We start from the raw sequence: 18827 nt of genomic DNA, 5'->3' as shown, positions 1-18827 counted from the left end.
CGCTCCGGCCCAGCCGGCTCCTTCCCTTCCTTTTTCAGGTATCTTTGTCAAAATTATAACACAGATCCGGCGCCACGGCAACAAAAATCACAAATCCCGTGTGTTGGGTGTGCCCTTGAAGTCTCAGGCCCCGCTTTTTCTTGACACCTGCCGGGGAAAAGCCTATAATCCCCCTAAACTACCTGACAGTTAGAAAGAACGGAGGATAAGCGCTATGGGAAAGATCTATACCTCAGTAGAGCAGCTGATCGGGGGGACGCCCCTGCTGGAGCTGACGCATCTTGAGCGGGAGCTGGGCCTGAGCGCCCGCATCCTGGGGAAGCTGGAGAGCTTCAACCCCGGCGGGTCCGCCAAGGACCGCATCGCCAAATCCATGCTGGACGACGGGGAGGCCCGGGGCATTCTGAAATCCGGCTCTGTCATCATCGAGCCCACCTCGGGCAACACAGGCATCGGTCTGGCACTGGTGGCCGCCGCCAGGGGCTATCGGGCCATCATCGTCATGCCGGACACCATGAGCCAGGAGCGGCGTCAGCTCCTGCTGGCCTATGGGGCCGAGGTGGTGCTGACCGAGGGCCGGCTGGGCATGGCGGGGGCCATCGCCAGGGCGGAGGATCTGGCCCGGGAGATCCCTGGCAGCTTCATCCCCGGCCAATTTGAAAACCCAGCCAATCCCGCCGCCCACCGCACCTCCACCGGCCCGGAGATCTGGGCGGACACCGACGGGACGGTGGACATCTTCGTGGCCGGGGTAGGCTCTGGCGGCACCATCACCGGAGTGGGCGAGTACCTGAGATCCCGCAGGCCGGACGTACAGATCGTGGCAGTGGAACCCGCCTCCTCCCCCGTGCTCAGCGGTGGAACGCCGGGGCCCCACGCCATCCAGGGCATCGGGGCCGGCTTCGTCCCTCAGGCGCTGGACACCGGGATCTATGACGAGATCATCCAGGTGGAGGACCAGGACGCCCTGGCCATGGGCGGCCGGCTGGGCCGGCTGGAAGGGGTGCTGGTTGGCATCTCCTCCGGCGCAGCGGTCTGGGCCGCAGTGCAGCTGGCCCGGCGGCCGGAGAACCGGGGCAAGACCATCGTGGCCCTGCTCCCCGACACCGGAGAGCACTATCTTTCCACCCCCATGTACGGGGACTGACCCTGTCCTGCCCCCGGCCGCCGGAGCCCTCTGCTCCGGCAGCCGGGGCTCTTTTTCCGCCTCTTCCCCTCCCGCTCTGGTTTTTTTGTCCCTCTCCATATAAAATTCATATTTTCCTGTTATCCTGTCATTGGGGTGAACAAAATGAACCGAATCCTGATCGTGGAAGACGAGCCGGACATCCAGGAGCTGCTCTCCGCCTATCTCCAGCAGGCCGGCTACCAGACCAGCCTGGCCGGAGACGGGGTGGAGGCCCTGGAGCTGTTCCGCTCCGCCTCCTTTGACCTGGTCCTGTTGGACATCATGCTGCCCAAAATAGACGGCTTCGGCGTGTGCGAGCTGATCCGCCAGGAATCCCAGGTCCCCATCCTCATGCTCACCGCCCTGGACGGGGAGGCGGAGCAGCTTCGGGGCTTTGACCTGGAGATCGACGACTATGTGACCAAGCCCTTCTCCATGCCGGTGCTGCTGAAAAAGATCGCCGCCATCCTCCGCCGTGCCGGGGGTGTCAGCACCGCGCCCTCCCTTCTCCGCTACGGGGATCTGACCCTGGACCCGGAGGCCATGGAGGTGCGGCTGGCCGGCCGGTCTCTGGAGCTCACCGCCCGGGAGTTCGAGCTGCTCCACACCTTTCTCTCCAGCCCTGGCCGTGTCTTTACCCGTGAGGTGCTGCTGGCCAAGCTGTGGGGCTACGATTTCTTCGGGGACGAGCGGGTGGTGGACAGCCACATTAAGAATCTCCGTCACAAGCTGGGCATCGACTGCATCGAGACAGTGAGGGGGGTGGGCTATCGTGCTGCGAAGGAAGCTCCATGAGAGCCTCACTGTCCGCATCTTCCTCATTACCCTCCTCATCCTGCTTGGGGCGGGGGCCATCACCTTCGCCCTGATCGCCTGGGCCACCCCCATCACCTACACAGCGGCGGCCAGCGACGATCTGCGGGCCCAGACTGACCTGCTGGTGGAACGCCTGTCTGTCACCGCCCTGGAGGACTGCGGCCCCATCCTGGACGAGTTCATCCGCGCCTCCAAATCCTCCGTCATGCTGGTGGACGCCAATGGGCACATCGTTCAGGACACCAACTCCCAGCTCTCCATCCAGTCGGTCTATGAGGACGAGAGCACGATAGTGACTGTCACCTCCGACTCCATGTTCACCGCATCGGAGATCCAGTCCCTGTGGAACGGGGACCCGCCCGCAGCCATCATCCAGGAGGATGGCCGGGAATACGCCCTCTCCATAGCCAGCGACACCCAGGTTACCGAGGTCACCTTTGCCGGCGGGCAGACCTGCGAGCTCTATGTCTCCCCCGGAGTACGCTCGGAAAACCTGGCAGTGGCGGCCCTGGCCCGGATGGCCCCCTGGGTGCTGCTGGTGCTGCTGGCCTTCTCTGCCCTGTGTGCAGTGGTCTATTCCCGCTATATCACCCGCCCCATCGTCCGCCTCAGCGGCATTGCGGGGAAAATGGCAGAGCTGGACTTTGGCTGGATCTGCGGGGAGACCCGCCGGGATGAGATCGGCGCCCTGGGCCGCAGTCTGGATCGTATGTCCCAGCGCCTCTCCGCCGCCCTGACCGACCTGAGAGCGGCCAACGACGCCCTGCTGGGAGAGATGGAGCGGGAACGGGAGCTGGAGCGGCAGCGTAGCGCCTTTTTCGCCGCTGCCTCCCACGAGCTGAAGACCCCCGTCACCATCCTGAAGGGGCAGCTCACCGGGATGCTGGACGAGGTGGGCGTCTATCGGGACCGGGACCGGTATCTGGCCCGCTCCCTTCAGGTCACGTCCCGGATGGAGGCCCTGGTGGGGGAGATCCTCACCATCTCCCGGATGGAATCGGGGACGGGTCTGCGGAAGGAAGAGGTGGACCTCTCCCGGCTTGTGGAGGAACAGCTGGAGCAGGACAGGGAGCTGCTGGATCAGCGGGAGATGGACCTCTCCCTGTCCCTGGCCCCCGGCCTCGTCCTCCGGGGCGATCCCAGCCTGCTGGGACGGGCGGTGGACAATCTGCTGTCCAACGCGGCCCTGTACTCCCCCGCCGGGGCCCGCATCCGGGTGCGCACCCTGCGCCTGGACGGGCGGCCCACCCTGGTGGTGGAGAACACCGGTGTCCAGATTGGGGCGGAGGCCCTCCCCCGCCTGTTTGAGCCCTTCTACCGGGAGGAGCAGTCCCGGAACCGACGCACCGGCGGCAGCGGTCTGGGGCTCTACCTGGTGAAGATGATCCTGGATCGGCACGGGGCCCGGTGCGAGATCGAGAATATCACCGACGGCGTGCGGGCCCGTGTGATTTTTCCGCCGGAAACGGCCAGTTGATCCCCTCCGCTCCGGCGCACCTGCCATATAAACAGCATCCCGCCCGGCTGATAGCCGGGCGGGATGCTGTTTATACGCCGGAGCTTTGGCCCCCGACCTGTGCCATCCTATTTCTTCCTCACAAAACACCTGCAGATCAGCCAGTTGCACAAGCAGAACATGCCCACGGCTGCCATCATCGGAGATATCTCTCCGATCCCCAGCGTTTCCAGCAGTGGAACCAACACCAGGACAGGCGTGTATGCCAGCAGGAGCAGAGCGATCATCCCGCCCTCCGGCACCAGCCTCAGCAGGGCCGCTGCCGCCAGTGCCCCGCAGGCGGAGAGCCAGTACCTGCCCACGAATTTGGACAGCTCCAGCCGTCCGACGCAGATCATGAATCCGTCGGCGGACAACACGACGCACAGATAAGCCGCACTCAGGACATAGGACCATAGTGGGAAGCTGTGTCCATAACCCTTGTCTATCCCGTAAAACAAGTTGGCAATGCTGAGACACAGCTGGAGGGGGATCAACAGCATCAAAAGCACGCACAGCCCCTGGTCCAGCTTCCAAAGCCTCTTCTCCCCCACCATGTCCGCCTCCCTGCACCATTTTTCTTTTAGTATAACATGCCCCGGCAGAAAATCAATGCCCGCCTGTTTGTACTCCCTATTGGGTAAAACATTCAAATGCTGTAAGAGTTCTGTAAGGTTTGTGTCAGAAAGTCGTAAGGCCCCCTTCACACTCCTTTCATAAAGGCACGATATCCTGTTTTCCAGAAAGGAAGTGTTTGTATGAAATTGAGGAAACAGATGGCGGCGGCAGTACTAGCTGCCGCCGCCCTGTCTCTGAGTCTGCCGCTCAGTCAGGCCCAGGACTCCCCTTCTCCAGATCACATGCTGGGTCTGACCGCAGAGCAGCGGATGGAGGACTACAAGTATCTCTTGTCTGTTCTGGCCGACAGCTATCCCTGCTGGGGGATTTTAGATCGGGAAGGGGTGGATGTGGAAGGGATCTACACCAGCTACCGGGACATGGTGGCCGAAAGCGACAGCGATCAGACCTTTTATCAAGCGTTTTACAGCACCCTGTTCCTGCTGGGGAACAACGGGCATCTGTCCATTGTGGAGCCCGCCGAGTACGAGGCGGACCGTGCCATCCTGTCTGACTTCTACCGGCAGTGTGGGGACTGCACCGACCTGATCTTTGATCTGACGGACAACAGCGGCGGGAGCGAGGCTTACTGGGAGGAGCTGTTGGTCGCCCCCCACATTGATGAGCCCCTGTCCAGCGAGCACCTGGCCCTGGTCCGCCACAGCCGCAACAACGCCCCTTATTTGGATCAGGTCTTTCCCGCCGAGTGTCTCCTCCCCCTGAACCAGCTCCCCAGTCTGCCTCATCTTGAGCCGGGGGACCTGGATCTAGCCACCCACTTTGTCCGAGTCTGCCACAGGGTGGAGCCGGCTGATCAGCCCAGCCCCTTCCGGGGCCGCATCTGGGTCCTGGTAGACGAGTCCGTCTACTCCGCCTCCGAATCCTTCGCCCTCTTCTGCCAACAGACCGGTTTTGCCACGCTGGTGGGCAGTGCCACCAGCGGAGACGGCATCGGGACAGACCCGGTCTTTCTCCAGCTGCCCAACAGCGGGATCTTGGTCCAGTACACCCCTGTATTCGGCCTCAATCCCGACGGGAGCAGCAACGAGGAGCTGGGCACCCTCCCAGACCTCCCCTCTCCCCCAGGCGAGCCTCCTCTTATCACCGCTCTCCGGGCCATCTCTCAGGCCTAAGCCATCTGTCCCCGTCCGCCTCCCGGGCGGGGACATGATTGCCCTGGCCTCTCCGCCATCTTCATACAAAACACATCTTTTCTTCAATCGCTCTCCACATTGCACCGGTATCCTGACATGGAACCCAAGACGAAAGGATGTTGACCCATGCAAATCCAAATCCAAGATCTCTCTATGACCTATCCCAGCGGGAAGCAGGCCCTCCAGCGACTGGACCTGGACCTGACCAGCCCCAGCCTGGTGGGGCTTCTGGGCCCCAACGGGGCGGGCAAGTCCACCCTGATGAAGCTGCTGGTGGCCGCCCTCCTGCCCACCCAGGGCTCCATCCTGGTGGACGGGCGCCCGCTGGACCGATCCCAGCGGGCGCTCAAAGCCCGTCTGGGCTATCTCCCCCAGTCCTTCGGCCTGTATGACGAGCTCACCGTCTATCAGTTCCTGGACTACATGGCTGCCCTGAAGGGGCTGAGGAACAGCCGCTCCGCCATCGACCAGGTCATCCGGGCCGTCAATCTGGAGGAGAAGCGCCGGGCCAGAATCCGCACTCTCTCCGGAGGCCAGCGCCAGCGGGTGGGAATCGCCCAGGCTCTGCTGGGAGACCCGGAGTTCCTCATCTTTGACGAGCCCACCGTGGGCCTGGACCCGGAGGAGCGCATCCACTTCCGCAACCTCTTTTCCCAGACAGCCCAGGACCGGCTGGTGCTGCTGTCCACCCATATCATTGAGGATGTGCAGTCGGTCTGCGGCCAGCTGGTCGTTATAGACCAGGGCAGGGTCCTGTTCACCGGCACTCCGGAAGCCCTGATCCAGTCCGCCGCCGGACACGTGGGGGTGTTCTGGGAACGGGAGGCGGCCCAGGAGGCGGGGCTGCATATTACGGCCCGGGTGAACACCAGCCAGGGCATCCGCTGCCGGGCGGTGGCCGATGTCCTCCCCCGCTTCGCTCAGCCCGCAGAACCCACCCTGGAGGACGCCTACCTCTACCTCATCTCCCGGGAGGCGGTCCAATGAAAGCTCTGCATCTGTTTTGTCTGGAGCTGGGACGTCTATTCCAAAGCCGCCTGACCTGGCTGGTCATTTTACTGACTGTGCTCTCCCCACTGGCTGGGCTGGTGCTGTACAAGCCCACCGCCGCCGACACCATGCTGTCCATGTATCTGGCTGATCCCGCCCTGGCCGGGGGCGTGGTGGGGGGCATCCTGTTCGGCCTGCTGACAGTGTACGAGCTGGACCGCACGGAGCGCAGCCGGGTGGGCATGCTGATGGACGCTGCGGTCTCCCCCCTGACCATGGCCCTGGTGCGTCTGCCCGCCCTGGCCGCTGCCGCTGTCCTGGGTCTGGGCCTCACCATGCTGGTTTGGCTCCCCATCAGCCGGGAGCTCATCGGCTCCGTCTTTGGCGGCACGGACTACCTGCTCTCCTATCTGCTGTTCATGGGGCTGGCCCTGTGGCTGGCCATTCTGGCAGCGGCCGCCGCCTATCAGTTCACCCGGCGCTCTGACCTGTCCCTGGTCCTCTTTGCCACCTTCGCCGCCCTGAGTCTGACGGTGTGGGCCGGGAAGTGGCAGCTGTGCTGGCTCAATCCCTGCGTATGGGCCCTGTCCGATGACTTCTCCAACTTCCGGCTCTACCGGTCGGTGGCCTATATGCGCCTGACCTGGCTGGCAGCCCTGGCGGGGGTTTGGACCCTCTCCTGGCTGTGTATCCGGCAGTATGGGAAGGGGCTTCTGGGTTCCCTGGCCCGGAGCGCCCGGCGGGTCTGTCGGCCGTTGATCGCCCTGCTGCTCCTGGCCTGTTCCGGTGCGGCCTATGCAGCTCAGCCCTTCTTTGACAACAGCAATCCGGACCTCACCGCCTCCCGGCTCTTCGAACTGGAGTATGCCGAGGGAGTCACCTGTTCCAGGCGCACCGCCCAGGTATTCCCAGACACCGCCGCTGGCACGGTGGAGGGCCGAGCCGCCTATCAGTTCCAGAACACCTCCGGCCAGGGGTGGACGGTCTGCTTCGGTGTGGACCCGGGGTACGACATCACTTCTGCCCGTGCCAATGGGGCGGAGATCTCCCCCGTCCGCACCGGCTATGAGGAGTCCAACATGGCTCTGTGGGAGATCGCCCTCCCGGCGGACGGCGCGGTGGAGCTGGTGCTGGAGTACGGCGGCTTCCCCAGGGACTGGAACATTGCGGAGACCACCCAGGGCTCCCCCGAGATCAGCGGAGCCTATCTGTGCCTGGAGAATCAGAACCTGATGCCCTATCTGCTCAATGTTCTGCCAGAGGGGCATGGCTATCCCACCACCGTGGAGCTCACCGTGCCCGGCTCCATGACCGTCATCCCCTTCGGTACCAGCGAGGCAGAGGTGGTGGAGACCCACGGCAACGGCACCGCCACCTGGCGCTATGAGGATGACAGCGCTGGCGGCATCGTCTACGCCGGGGACTACATCCGACAGGATATCCAGGCCGGCGGCGCCACCATCCAGCTCTACTATGGCCGGAAGCATCAGGCGGTGATGGAACAGGCCGGGGCGGCGGATGCGGTGCGGGCCGTGGTGGACTACTGCACAGAGCGCTACGGCCCCCTGTCCTTCAGCGCTGGCGGCTCTCTGAAGCTGATCCAGAGCCGGGTGGCCGGCGGGGGCTACGCCGCCGGGGGCGCCAGCCTGCTGGATGAGATGGACTTCACTGCCGCCAATCTCCGCGACGGCGGCAAGGGGGCCGTCCCCGGCGAGGTGATGATCCACGAGCTGGTCCACCAGTGGTGGGGCCTGGGCAACATGTTTGACTCCGAGGACCCCGCAGATCCCTGGTCCGCCGAGGGGCTGACGGTGTACACCACCTACCGCATCGTCAAGGAGCTCTACGGGGCGGATCACGCACAGGAATACTACGTGGACCAGTGGAAGCGGGAGGTGGAGGACTACTACCTGGATTTCTACGTCCGAAACCCAGAGTACCTGGCCATGCTGCCCGAGGAGGAGCAGCTGGCCACCACCAACAGCCTGACCGGCATGCGGCAGTACTGTGAGATGCCCCTGAAAATTTTGAGGGCAGAGAAGCTGGTAGGGGGTGAGGCGGCCATGGATGAGATCCTGCGCGGCCTGTTCAACCGTGAGCTCGATTGGAGCTATCCCTATCTCACCTATCAAGAATTTTTAGACGCCTGCGGGCTGACAGAGGAGGAGCTGGACCTTGGTCAAGATATTTCGATATGAGTGTAAGCGCTTGCTGTGGAACAAGTTCTTTTTCGGCATTCTGGCCGTGACCCTGTTCTACGGCTGGCAGGTACTCACCGGCGCCTCCATTCTGGGGGTGTCCCACACTGCCCCCTTCTCCCCCTGGACCTTCGGGGATTACCTTAGCCGCCTGCTCCCCCTGCTGTGGATCGGTGTGCTGTTCTTTCTCACCTTTTTCACTTCAGGGGCGGAGCGGCGGGCCGCAGTCCTCACCGCCGCCACCCCTGTGCGGCCCTGGCAATACGCCCTGGCCCGGCTGGGGGCAGCACTGACCGGCACCGTCCTCCAGTCCCTCGCCGTCCTGCTGCTGTCCGCTGTCTTTTATGCCCGCATGTTTCGGTGGTACAGCTGGGGCAGTCTGTTCCTTCCCGCCGCCATATCCTTGATACCAGCTCTGGTCTTTGCCCTGGGCAGCGGCTGGCTGCTGGGCCGCCTGCGCCCCTGGCTCGTCTACCTGTGGATGCCCCTGCCCTTCCTGCTCCAGCTCCTCCCCCTTCCCGAGCTGCTCTCCCTGTGGAACGGCCGGTTCTTCTCCCAGTACCCCCTGTCCCTGGGGACACTGGACCCGGCCTTTTCCCTGCCCGGGGGCATGTGCCTGGTCCAATCCGGGCTCCTGGCTGCGGGCGTGGTCCTGCTGACCGCCGCCCTGCACCACCATTTCCCTGGAGAGTGAGCCATCTTCCCCATTCCAAAATCTTCTGCCTGGGGGCGCCCTTTTCCGGGGCGTCCCCTTCTCCGCAATGCCCATTGACTTTTTTCCTACAATCCTTTATGATAGACGTGGTCGCGCGGGTATGGCGGAATTGGCAGACGCGCTGGATTTAGGTTCCAGTGGGCAACCGTGTGGGTTCGACTCCCACTACCCGTACCAAGCTCGTCGCAAGCAACATATCACTTGCGACGAGCTTTTTCATTTCATTGCAAAGCTTATCGTTCGCTCATTCTGCCGCTCCTCTCTTTCAAACCGGACCCGCTGCGCTGGGCTCCGGCTTGGGGCCGCCCTGCGGGCGGCTGTTTTTGCCCTCGTAAAAATATCGGTTTTGACTGTCCTTTCCACGTGGTGGCAAAGTTCGCTTTGTGACCACGTCTTTTTATGCCTGAGGCAAAAAAGACGTCATCCGCCCGCCCCCTTGCTCTTCCTTTTCAAATCGAATCCGCTCCGCTGGGCTTCGATTTGGATTTTGATACAGACCGACAGCCACTGCATCTTTTTCTGATCTGCTGTTGAAAACGAAAGACACGCTGAAAAGCGTGTCTTTCGTTTTTATCCCGCCGTCTCTGGGCGGCTCATCCTTCTGGAATCCAGATGCTCAGGCCGGCAGAGCCGTACCTGCGCCAGGGTCCTCGCCCTGGCACCCAGCTGACCGCGCCTGCGGTCAGGCTTTTAATTGCTGTACCCCATCAGAAAGGTGTCCACCTCGTGGGCGGCGGCGCGCCCTTCCTGGATGGCCCAGACCACCAGGGACTGGCCCCTGCGCATGTCTCCGGCGGCGAACACCTTGGGCACATTGGTGGCGTATCCGCCGGGGGCGGTGCTGACACAGGAGCGAGGGGTGCGCTCCAATCCAAAGGTCTCGGCAACATAGGCCTGGGGGCCCAGGAAGCCGGCGGCGATGAGCAGCAGCTGGCAGGGCAGTTCCTCCTCCGAGCCTGCTACCTCGTGCATCACAGTGCGCCCTGTCTTCTTGTCCGTCCCCGCCTCCAGCCGGACCACCTTCACCGCCCGGAGGTTCCCCTCGCTGTCGGTCAGCAGTTCCTTCACCGTGGTCTGATAGATCCGGGGGTCCCGCCCGAAGACGGCGACGGCCTCCTCCTGGCCGTAGTCGGTCTTACACACCCGGGGCCACTCCGGCCAGCGATTATCGTCGGCCCGCTGGTCGGGCAGCCTGGGCATCATCTCCAGCTGCACCACCGAACGGCAGCCATGACGCAGTGCCGTTCCCACACAGTCGTTGCCCGTGTCGCCGCCGCCTACCACCACCACGTCCTTGCCTGCGGCGCTGAGATAAGTGCCGTCCTTCAGCTTGGAGTTGAGCAGGCTGCGGGTGGTGGCGGCCAGATAGTCCACCGCGAAATGGACCCCGCCGGCCTCCCGGCCGGGCACCGCCAGATCTCGGGGCTCCTTGGCCCCGGTACACAGGATCACCGCATCAAACTCGTCCAGCAGCTCCTGGGCACTCTTGTCCCGGCCCACATCCACGCCGGTGACGAAACACACGCCCTCCTCCCGCATCAGCTCCACCCGGCGCATGACATACTTCTTCTCCAGCTTCATGTTGGGGATGCCGTACATCAACAGTCCGCCCACCCGGTCGTCCCGCTCAAAGACGGTGACGCTGTGGCCCCGGCGGTTGAGCTGGTCCGCCGCCGACAGTCCGGCGGGGCCGGAGCCCACCACCGCCACCCGCTTGCCGCTGCGCACTCTGGGCGGCCGAGGCTGGACCAAGCCCCGCTCGAATGCTGCCTCGATGATGCCCAGCTCGTTCTCCCGGACGGTGACCGGGTCGCCGTGGAGGCCGCAGGTGCAGGCGGCCTCGCACAGGGCGGGACACACCCGCCCTGTAAACTCAGGAAAATTGTTGGTCTTCAGCAGCCGCTCCAGCGCCTGGGGCAGGTTCCCCGTGTAGAGCAGGTCGTTCCACTCCGGCACCAAGTTGTGCAGGGGGCAGCCGGAAGTCATCCCGCCCAGGGTGGCGCCGGACTGGCAGAAGGGCACACCGCACTCCATGCACCGGGCCCCCTGCTGGCGGCGGTCCGCCTCGGACAGGCGGGGGTGGAACTCCTTCCAATGCTCGATGCGGTCCAGTGGCTGCTCCGCCGGATCAGTCTGCCGGTCATATTCCAGAAATCCAGTGATCTTTCCCATAACACTTTCTCCCCCTTATTCCTTGGTGCTGGTACTGAATGCCTCCACCTCAGCCTGTTCGTGGCTCAGGCCCTGGGCCTCAAATTCCGCGATGGTGCGCAGCATTCTGTCGTAGTCCCGAGGCAGAATCTTCTTGAAACAGGCTGCCTTCTCCTCCAGGTGGTCCAAGATCTCCCGGGCCTTAGGGGAGCCGGTGGCCTCCACATGCTCGGTGAGCATGGTCCGGATCTCTTGGATGTCCTGCCGCTCCGTCACCGGGTCCACTGTGACCAGCGCCTTGTTCAGCCGCAGGTACAGGTCCCGGTCCTCATCCCACACATAGGCGATGCCGCCGGACATGCCCGCCGCGAAGTTCTTGCCGGTAGGTCCCAGCACCACCACCCGGCCGCCGGTCATGTATTCACAGCCGTGGTCACCCACGCCCTCCACCACCGCGCAGGCGCCGGAGTTGCGCACGGCGAATCGCTCCCCTGCCATGCCGTTGATGAATGCCTTGCCGCTGGTAGCCCCGTAGAGGGCAACATTGCCAATGATGATGTTCTCTTCCGGTTTGAAGGGGGACCCTTTGGGGGGATAGACGATGATTTTTCCGCCGGAGAGGCCCTTTCCCATATAGTCGTTGCAGTCCCCTTCCAGCTCCAGGGTGAGCCCTTTGGGAATGAAGGCACCGAAGGACTGCCCACCGCCGCCGGTACACTTGACAGTGAAGGTGTCGTCGGGCAGGCTGCTGCCGTGGAGCCTGGTGATATCGGAACCGAAAATGGTCCCCAGGGTCCGGTCGGTACTGGTGACGGGGACGTTCACCGTCCGCTTCTCCCCCTTCTCTAGCGCCCCCTTCATCTTCTTCAGCAGGACCCTCATGTCCACCGTCTTCTCCAGCTGGAAGTCATAGGCGTCCGCGGGGTCGAAATGGCGCTTGACCTGCGCCCCTTCAAACGGGTTATCCAGAATGGCGGACAGGTCCACCGTGGCGGCCCGCTCGTTGACGGCGTGCTCCCGCACCTTCAGCAAGTCGGTGCGGCCCACCAGCTCGTCCACGGTACGCACCCCCAGGCAGGCCATGTGCTCCCGCAGCTCCTGGGCCACGAAGCGCATGAAGTTCATCACATACTCCGGTTTTCCGGTGAAGCGCCGCCGCAGCTCCGGGTCCTGGGTGGCGATCCCTGCCGGGCAGGTGCCCAGGTTGCATACCCGCATCATGCAGCAGCCCATGGTGACCAGGGGGGCGGTGGCAAAGCCGAACTCCTCCGCCCCCAGCATGCAGGCGATGGCCACGTCCCGGCCGCTCATCAGCTTGCCGTCGGTCTCTACGATGACCCGGGAGCGCAGGCCGTTCATGATCAGGGTCTGGTGGGTCTCGGCCACCCCCAGCTCCCAAGGCACACCGGCAGAATGGATGGAACTGCGGGGGGCGGCACCGGTGCCCCCGTCATAGCCGCAGATCAGTACTACCTGAGCCCCGGCCTTGGCCACGCCGGAGGCAATGGTGCCAACTCCCGGCTCGGCGCACAGCTTCACAGAGATGCGGGCTTGCCGGTTGGCATTCTTCAGGTCGTAGATCAGCTGGGCCAGATCCTCGATGGAGTAGATGTCGTGGTGAGGCGGCGGGGATATCAAGGTGACGCCCGGTGTGGAATGGCGGGTCCTGGCCACCTCCGGCGTGATCTTCTTCCCCGGCAGGTGGCCGCCCTCGCCGGGCTTGGCCCCCTGAGCCATCTTGATCTGGATATCTTGGGCTGACACCAGATACTCGCTGGTCACGCCGAAGCGGCCGGAGGCCACCTGCTTGATGGCGGAATTTTTCAGGGTACCGAAGCGGGCGGGGTCTTCGCCGCCCTCCCCGCAGTTGGATTTGCCCCCCAGGGTGTTCATGGCCACCGCCATGCACTCGTGGGCCTCAGCGGAGATGGAGCCGAAGGACATAGCCCCGGTCTTAAACCTCTTAACGATGGAGTCCACGCTCTCCACCTCGTCCAAGGGAATCGGGGTGTCCAGATACTGCATCTCCATCAGGCCGCGGAGGGTGTGGGGCTTGGAGGCGTCGTCCACCAGGGCCGTGTACTCCTTGAAGAGTTTGTAGTCCCCCCTGCGGGTGGCCTCCTGGAGGAGATGGATGACCTGGGGGCTGTACATGTGGTCCTCCTGGCCAGCGCGGGCCTTGTGCTCGCCCCGGCTGTCCAGGGTAGGGTCGCCGCCCAGGCCCAGGGGGTCGAAGGCCCGGCTGTGGTGGTCATCCACCAGTTGAGCGATCTCCTTCAGACCCACACCCCCCACCCGGCTGAGGGTACCAGTGAAATACTCGTCCACCACCACCCGGTCAATGCCCACTGCCTCGAAGATCTGGGCAGACTGGTAGGACTGGATGGTGGAGATACCCATCTTGGAGGCGATCTTCACGATGCCGCTGAGGATGGCCTGGTTATAGTCCTTCACCGCGGTGTGGTAATCCTTGTCCAGCAGACCTTGGTCAATGAGGGAGCCGATGGCCGCATGGGCCAGATAGGGGTTCACCGCCCGGGCACCGTAGCCCAGCAGCGTGGCGAAGTGGTTCACGTCTCGGGGTTCCGCTGACTCCAGTACGATGGACACGGCGGTGCACTTCTTGGTTCGGATCAGGTATCGCTCCACGGCTGAGACAGCCAGCAGGGACGGGATGGCCACATGGTTCTCGTCCACCCCCCGGTCGGAGAGGATGACGATGTTGGCCCCGTTGCGGTAGGCCCGGTCCACCGCAACGAACAGGTGGTCCAGCGCCCGCTTCAGGGGGGTGTTCTTGTAGTATAGGATGGAGACGGTCTCCACCTGGAAGCCGGGCTGCTTCATGTCCCGGATCTTCATCAGGTCTACCGAGGTGAGGATAGGGTTGCCCACCTGAAGGGCGTGAGCGTTGTCCGCCCGCTCCTCCAGCAGGTTGCCGTCGTTGCCCAGATAGACGGTGGTGTCGGTGACCACCTCCTCCCGGATGGCGTCTATGGGGGGATTGGTCACCTGGGCAAAGAGCTGCTTGAAGTAATTGAACAGGGGCTGTTCGTGGTCGGAGAGGACCGCCAGGGGGATGTCCACCCCCATGGCGGCGGTGGGCTCCGCCCCGGTGCGTGCCATAGGGAGGATGGTGTTTTTCACATCCTCATAGGTATAACCGAAGGCCTTCTCCAGCCGGGTCAGCTCCTCCTGGGAGTAGCCGGGCACCTTTTTGTTAGGGACCGGCAGGTCCTTCAGCCGGATGAGGCCCCGGTCCAGCCACTCGCCGTAGGGCTGGCGGGCGGCGTAGGTCTCCTTCAGCTCCGCGTCATCAATGATACGCCCCTGGACTGTATCCACCAGCAGCATCTTCCCCGGCTCCAGCCGGGATTTCTTCACGATCTTCCTGGGGTCCAGGTCCAGGGCACCCACCTCGGAGGAGAGGATCAGCTTACCATCGTCAGTGATATAGTACCGGGAGGGGCGCAGCCCGTTCCGGTCCAGCACCGCTCCCATGGCGTCGCCGTCGGAGAACAGGATGGAGGCCGGACCATCCCAGGGCTCCATCATGATGGCGTAATACTGGTACAGGTCCCGCTTGGCCCGGCTGATACTGCCGTCCTTGGTCCAGGGCTCCGGGATGGTGACCATCACCGCGAGGGGCAGGTCCATGCCGCTCATGACCAGGAACTCCAGGGTGTTGTCCAGCATGGCCGAGTCGGACCCGGCCCCGTTGACCACAGGGTAGATCTTGTCCAGGGCGTCATCGATCACCGGGTTGGACATGGTCTCCTCCCGGGCCAGCATCCGGTCTGCGTTGCCCCGGATGGTGTTGATCTCGCCGTTGTGGAGGATCAGGCGGTTAGGGTGGGCCCGCTCCCAGGAGGGATTGGTGTTGGTGGAGAAGCGGGAGTGAACGCATGCGATGGCGCTGTGGTAGTCCCGACTCTGCAGGTCCAGGTAGAACTTCCGCAGTTCCCCCACCAGGAACATCCCCTTATATACCACTGTCCGGCTGGACAGGGAGGGGACATAGGTGTTGTCGTTGGACTGCTCAAAGACTCGGCGGGCCACATACAGCCTGCGGTCGAACTCCAGTCCCCGGGCCGCATCCCCCGGCCGCTTCACGAAGGCCTGCTGGATGTTGGGCATCTTGGACAGTGCCTTCTGGCCCAGCACCTCTGGGCAGACAGGCACCTTCCGCCAGCCCAGAAATTCCATGCCTTCCTTGGCCACGATGACCTCGAACATCTTCTTAGCCTGATTGCGCCTGAGAGTGTCCTGGGGAAAGAAAAACATACCTACGCCATAGTCTCGCGCCTCCCCCAGCTGGATGCCGCACTCCGTGGCCGCCTTCTGAAAAAACTGGTGGGAGATCTGGAGGAGGATGCCCACGCCGTCACCGGTCTTTCCCTCAGCGTCCTTTCCCGCTCGATGCTCCAGCTTCTCCACGATTTTCAGCGCACTGTCCACCGTCTCATAGCTCTGGCGGCCCTTGATGTCCACCACGGCTCCGATGCCGCAGGCATCGTGCTCAAACGCCGGGTCATACAAGCCGCGCTGCTGATAGCCTTCTCTGTTCATCTCGATTTCCCCTTTCCAGGTCAGCTTACAAAAATACGGCAGTCAAACTCCCGGACTGCCGCCGCGAGACTGCGCTGTCTCTCCCATACGCACATAGCCGTCTTTCACCGCAGGGCTCCCGTCCCAAGCCTAGTCATTTTGCAGGAACTTCACCTCCTTCTTTCAAGTTTAGGCATCTCGAAATTATGTCTCTATCAGAGACATGAGGCCCTCTGTTTTCAGCTATGGGCGAAAGTATAGTACACTACTTCGTGAAAGTCAATATTTTTTGAAATTATATTTTATCTTTATTGCAAATATATGGCCAATTCCAGGAGCGCCCTCCTATTTTACGCAATTTTTATATTCAACTTTTTCTTTTCTATTTTTTGAGAAACGCTTCCCTCTCCTTCTGACTCTGGCACGCAAAAAATTTGTTGAACTTGGAAAAGAGGGTCTGCCCTGTCTCCCTGCATTTTGATTGGGTCCCACAAACTTTCTTCCTGCATCTTGACAGGAGAGAACCGGAGGTATAAACTCACACTCAAGCAAAGGCGCTGTCGGGATCAGACCCGGCGGCGCCTGCTTCTTTTGCTGCAGCAGAGGAACCAAAATCAAACGCACAAGGGCGTGCGGGACGGCGAAGGTGCCGGACCGCACGCCCTTGTGTAAAAAGGAGCGAGAGAAGATGGATTTATCGGTATGGTATCTCATGGGCGCAATCCTGGTCTTTTTCATGCAGTGCGGATTCGCAATGGTTGAAACAGGATTTACCCGGGCAAAAAACGCAGGCAACATCATCATGAAGAACCTAATGGATTTCTGCATCGGAACGGTGGTCTTCATCCTGCTGGGCTACGGCATCATGAACAGTGAGAACTATTTCTTCGGCCTGATCGGCATGCCGGAGTATCAGATGTTTACGAACTTCTATGCCTTCGACTGGTCTAACTTCTTTTTCCAGCTGGTGTTCTGCGCCACAGCGGCCACCATCGTCTCCGGCGCCATGGCGGAGCGCACCAAATTCCTGGCCTACTGCGTGTACTCCGGCGTCATCAGCGCGGTGGTCTACCCCATCGAGGCCGGGTGGGTCTGGAACAGCCAGGGCTGGCTGGTCCAGTTCGGCTATGTGGACTTCGCCGGCTCCTCTGTGATCCACATGGTGGGCGGACTGGCTGCCCTTATCGGCGCGTGGATGCTGGGCCCCCGGATCGGTAAGTACACCCGGGAAAAGGACGGCCGCATCCAGGTCAACGCCATCCCCGGGCACTCCCTGACCATGGGCGCGCTGGGGTGCTTCATCCTCTGGTTCTGCTGGTACGGCTTCAACGGCGCCGCCGCCGCAGATGCCGCCCAGCTAGCCCAGATCCTGGGCAACACCACCCTTGCCCCCGCCGTGGCCACCTTCACCTGCATGGTCTTCACCTGGGTGCGCAGCGGCAAGCCGGACGTCTCCATGTGTCTGAACGCCTCTCTGGCTGGCCTGGTGGGCATCACCGCCCCCTGTGCCACGGTAGACGCCTTGGGCGCGATCCTCATCGGCGCAGTCGATGGCATCCTGGTGGTGCTGGTGGTGGAGCTGCTGGACTTCAAGCTCCATGTGGACGACCCGGTGGGTGCTGTAGCGGTCCACTGTGCCAACGGCATCTGGGGCACCCTGGCGGACGGCCTGTTCAACACCTCCAGCGGGCTGCTCTACGGCGGCGGTCTCTACCACCTGGGGGTGCAGTGCATGGGTGTAGCTGCCATCGCCGCCTATGCCTCTGTATCCATGTTCCTGGTGTTCAAGTTCATCGACAAGACCATCGGTCTGCGGGTATCCGCCGAGGATGAGATCATCGGCCTGGACATCACAGAGCACGCCCTGGCCTCCGCCTACGCCGACTTCCGCCCCGCAGCCCCCAGCGCCCTAGGCGGAGAAGGGGCCGGCGGGCCGGTGGACCTCTCCGGACTTGTGCCGGCCGCGCTGGAATCCCGGCCTGCGCCTGACCCCTCCGGCCGGAAGCTGACCAAGGTGACCATCATCTGTCGGGAGGAGCGCTTCTCCATCCTGAAGGACACCATGGCGGCCATCGGCGTCACCGGCATGACAGTGAGCAACGTGATGGGGTGCGGCACCCAGCTGGGCAAGGTGGGGCAGTACAGGGGCGTCAAAATGAGCATGAACCTGCTTCCTAAGATTCAGGTGGACATCGTGGTGTCCAGGGTGGACCCCGCCCTGGTGGTGGCTGCGGCGGAAAAAGCCCTCCGCACTGGCAATCAGGGGGACGGAAAGATCTTCCTGTACAACGTAGAAAACGTGGTCAAGGTCCGGACCGGTGAGACGGACTACGATGCCCTCCAGGACGACAACTGAACGGCTCCTCCCCGCCGGAGCAGGCACCGCTATTCTCATAGGGCGGCTTCCAGCGGCTCTCTCTCAAGCCGGCTGATCCGCTGATCAGCATAAAAGAGCCGTTCCCCTATCTCAGGGGGACGGCTCTTTTTATCATACAAGAAAACGGGCAGGGTGGCCCCCCTCCGCTCTCACAGCCGGCTGAAGAGGTACTGCCGCTCCCCCTTCGCCGTCTCCACGCTGTGGGCCCGGACCTGGAATACCTTCTCCAGCACGCCGGAGGCGTAGATCTCCTCCGGCGCACCCACCCGCCGCAGCTGTCCCTCCTCCAGCACCGCCACCCGGTGTGCGCAGCTCAGGGCCAGGTTCAGGTCATGGAGGACCATGACCACCGCTTTTCCCTCCTCCGCCAACGTCCGGGCGGTCTCCGCCAGCTCCAGCTGGTGGGCGATATCCAGAAAGGTGGTGGGCTCGTCCAGCAGCAGCACTGGGGTGTCCTGGGCCAGCGCCATGGCCAGATAAACCTTCTGTCTCTGTCCACCGGAGAGGTGGGCCATGGGCACCCCCTCCAGCCCAGCCACACCGGTGCGCTCCATGGCTTGGCGGGCCGCCTCCCGGTCCTCCCTGGAGTAGCGGCGGGGG

Annotated in this window: 12 protein-coding genes and 1 tRNA gene; 9 read left to right on the top strand and 4 right to left on the bottom strand. The window is 62.9% G+C overall.

Annotated elements, in window-relative coordinates; genetic code table 11:
- The first annotated feature begins 214 nt into the window (after window positions 1–214).
- From cysK to BN1969_RS09360, 3 genes are all read left to right on the top strand, one after another.
- Window positions 215–1147: a cysteine synthase A gene (gene cysK / locus BN1969_RS09370; RefSeq protein WP_050624061.1), complete on the top strand. Its 933-nt coding sequence runs from the start codon at window positions 215–217 to the stop codon at window positions 1145–1147.
- 144 nt (window positions 1148–1291) lie between these two features.
- On the top strand, window positions 1292–1963 hold the full coding sequence (locus tag BN1969_RS09365; RefSeq protein WP_050624060.1) for a response regulator transcription factor: 672 nt from the start codon (window positions 1292–1294) through the stop codon (window positions 1961–1963).
- Window positions 1941–3461 carry a sensor histidine kinase gene (locus BN1969_RS09360; RefSeq protein ID WP_050624059.1) on the top strand — a complete coding sequence of 507 codons (1521 nt, stop codon included), beginning with the start codon at window positions 1941–1943 and terminating at the stop codon, window positions 3459–3461. The genes BN1969_RS09365 and BN1969_RS09360 overlap by 23 nt, the downstream gene beginning before the upstream one ends.
- 107 nt (window positions 3462–3568) lie before the next feature.
- Here the strand turns inward: BN1969_RS09360 and BN1969_RS09355 are convergent, their stop codons facing one another.
- The gene (locus BN1969_RS09355) at window positions 3569–4036 is read right to left on the bottom strand and encodes a hypothetical protein (RefSeq protein WP_050624058.1); all 468 of its coding nucleotides are present in this window, start codon (window positions 4034–4036) and stop codon (window positions 3569–3571) included.
- Between the two features lie 201 nt (window positions 4037–4237).
- On the opposite strand from BN1969_RS09355, the gene BN1969_RS09350 reads away from it, so the two are divergent.
- The 5 genes from BN1969_RS09350 (at window position 4238) to BN1969_RS09330 (ending at window position 9331) form a co-directional block, all read left to right on the top strand.
- Entirely contained in the window at window positions 4238–5230 is a 993-nt protein-coding gene (locus BN1969_RS09350) for a S41 family peptidase (protein WP_242850318.1), read from the top strand.
- Between the two features lie 147 nt (window positions 5231–5377).
- A complete protein-coding gene (locus tag BN1969_RS09345; protein WP_050624057.1) occupies window positions 5378–6238 on the top strand; it encodes an ABC transporter ATP-binding protein in 861 nt (286 codons plus the stop codon).
- A complete protein-coding gene (locus tag BN1969_RS09340; protein WP_050624056.1) occupies window positions 6235–8439 on the top strand; it encodes a gluzincin family metallopeptidase in 2205 nt (734 codons plus the stop codon). Before BN1969_RS09345 ends, BN1969_RS09340 begins: the two co-directional genes overlap by 4 nt.
- Window positions 8417–9133: a hypothetical protein gene (locus tag BN1969_RS09335; protein ID WP_050624055.1), complete on the top strand. Its 717-nt coding sequence runs from the start codon at window positions 8417–8419 to the stop codon at window positions 9131–9133. Before BN1969_RS09340 ends, BN1969_RS09335 begins: the two co-directional genes overlap by 23 nt.
- Window positions 9134–9248: 115 nt before the next feature.
- A tRNA-Leu gene (locus BN1969_RS09330) sits at window positions 9249–9331 on the top strand.
- 513 nt (window positions 9332–9844) lie between these two features.
- Here the strand turns inward: BN1969_RS09330 and BN1969_RS09325 are convergent.
- Together BN1969_RS09325 and gltB are read right to left on the bottom strand one after the other, a co-directional pair.
- Window positions 9845–11326 carry a glutamate synthase subunit beta gene (locus BN1969_RS09325; RefSeq protein ID WP_050624054.1) on the bottom strand — a complete coding sequence of 494 codons (1482 nt, stop codon included), beginning with the start codon at window positions 11324–11326 and terminating at the stop codon, window positions 9845–9847.
- Window positions 11327–11341: 15 nt separating this feature from the next.
- The gene (gltB, locus tag BN1969_RS09320) at window positions 11342–15871 is read right to left on the bottom strand and encodes a glutamate synthase large subunit (RefSeq protein ID WP_050624053.1); all 4530 of its coding nucleotides are present in this window, start codon (window positions 15869–15871) and stop codon (window positions 11342–11344) included.
- A 667-nt stretch (window positions 15872–16538) separates the two neighbouring features.
- On the opposite strand from gltB, the gene BN1969_RS09315 reads away from it, so the two are divergent.
- The gene (locus tag BN1969_RS09315) at window positions 16539–18206 is read left to right on the top strand and encodes an ammonium transporter (RefSeq protein ID WP_050624052.1); all 1668 of its coding nucleotides are present in this window, start codon (window positions 16539–16541) and stop codon (window positions 18204–18206) included.
- Window positions 18207–18376: 170 nt separating this feature from the next.
- Here BN1969_RS09315 and BN1969_RS18895 read toward each other — a convergent pair.
- Window positions 18377–18827: ABC transporter ATP-binding protein (locus BN1969_RS18895; protein WP_187120340.1), on the bottom strand; the 451-nt coding region annotated here is incomplete at its 5' end.

The sequence above is a fragment of the Clostridium phoceensis genome, from assembly GCF_001244495.1.
In the GTDB taxonomy this organism is placed as follows: domain Bacteria; phylum Bacillota; class Clostridia; order Oscillospirales; family Oscillospiraceae; genus Lawsonibacter; species Lawsonibacter asaccharolyticus.
This window is presented reverse-complemented; position numbering and strand designations above follow the sequence as displayed.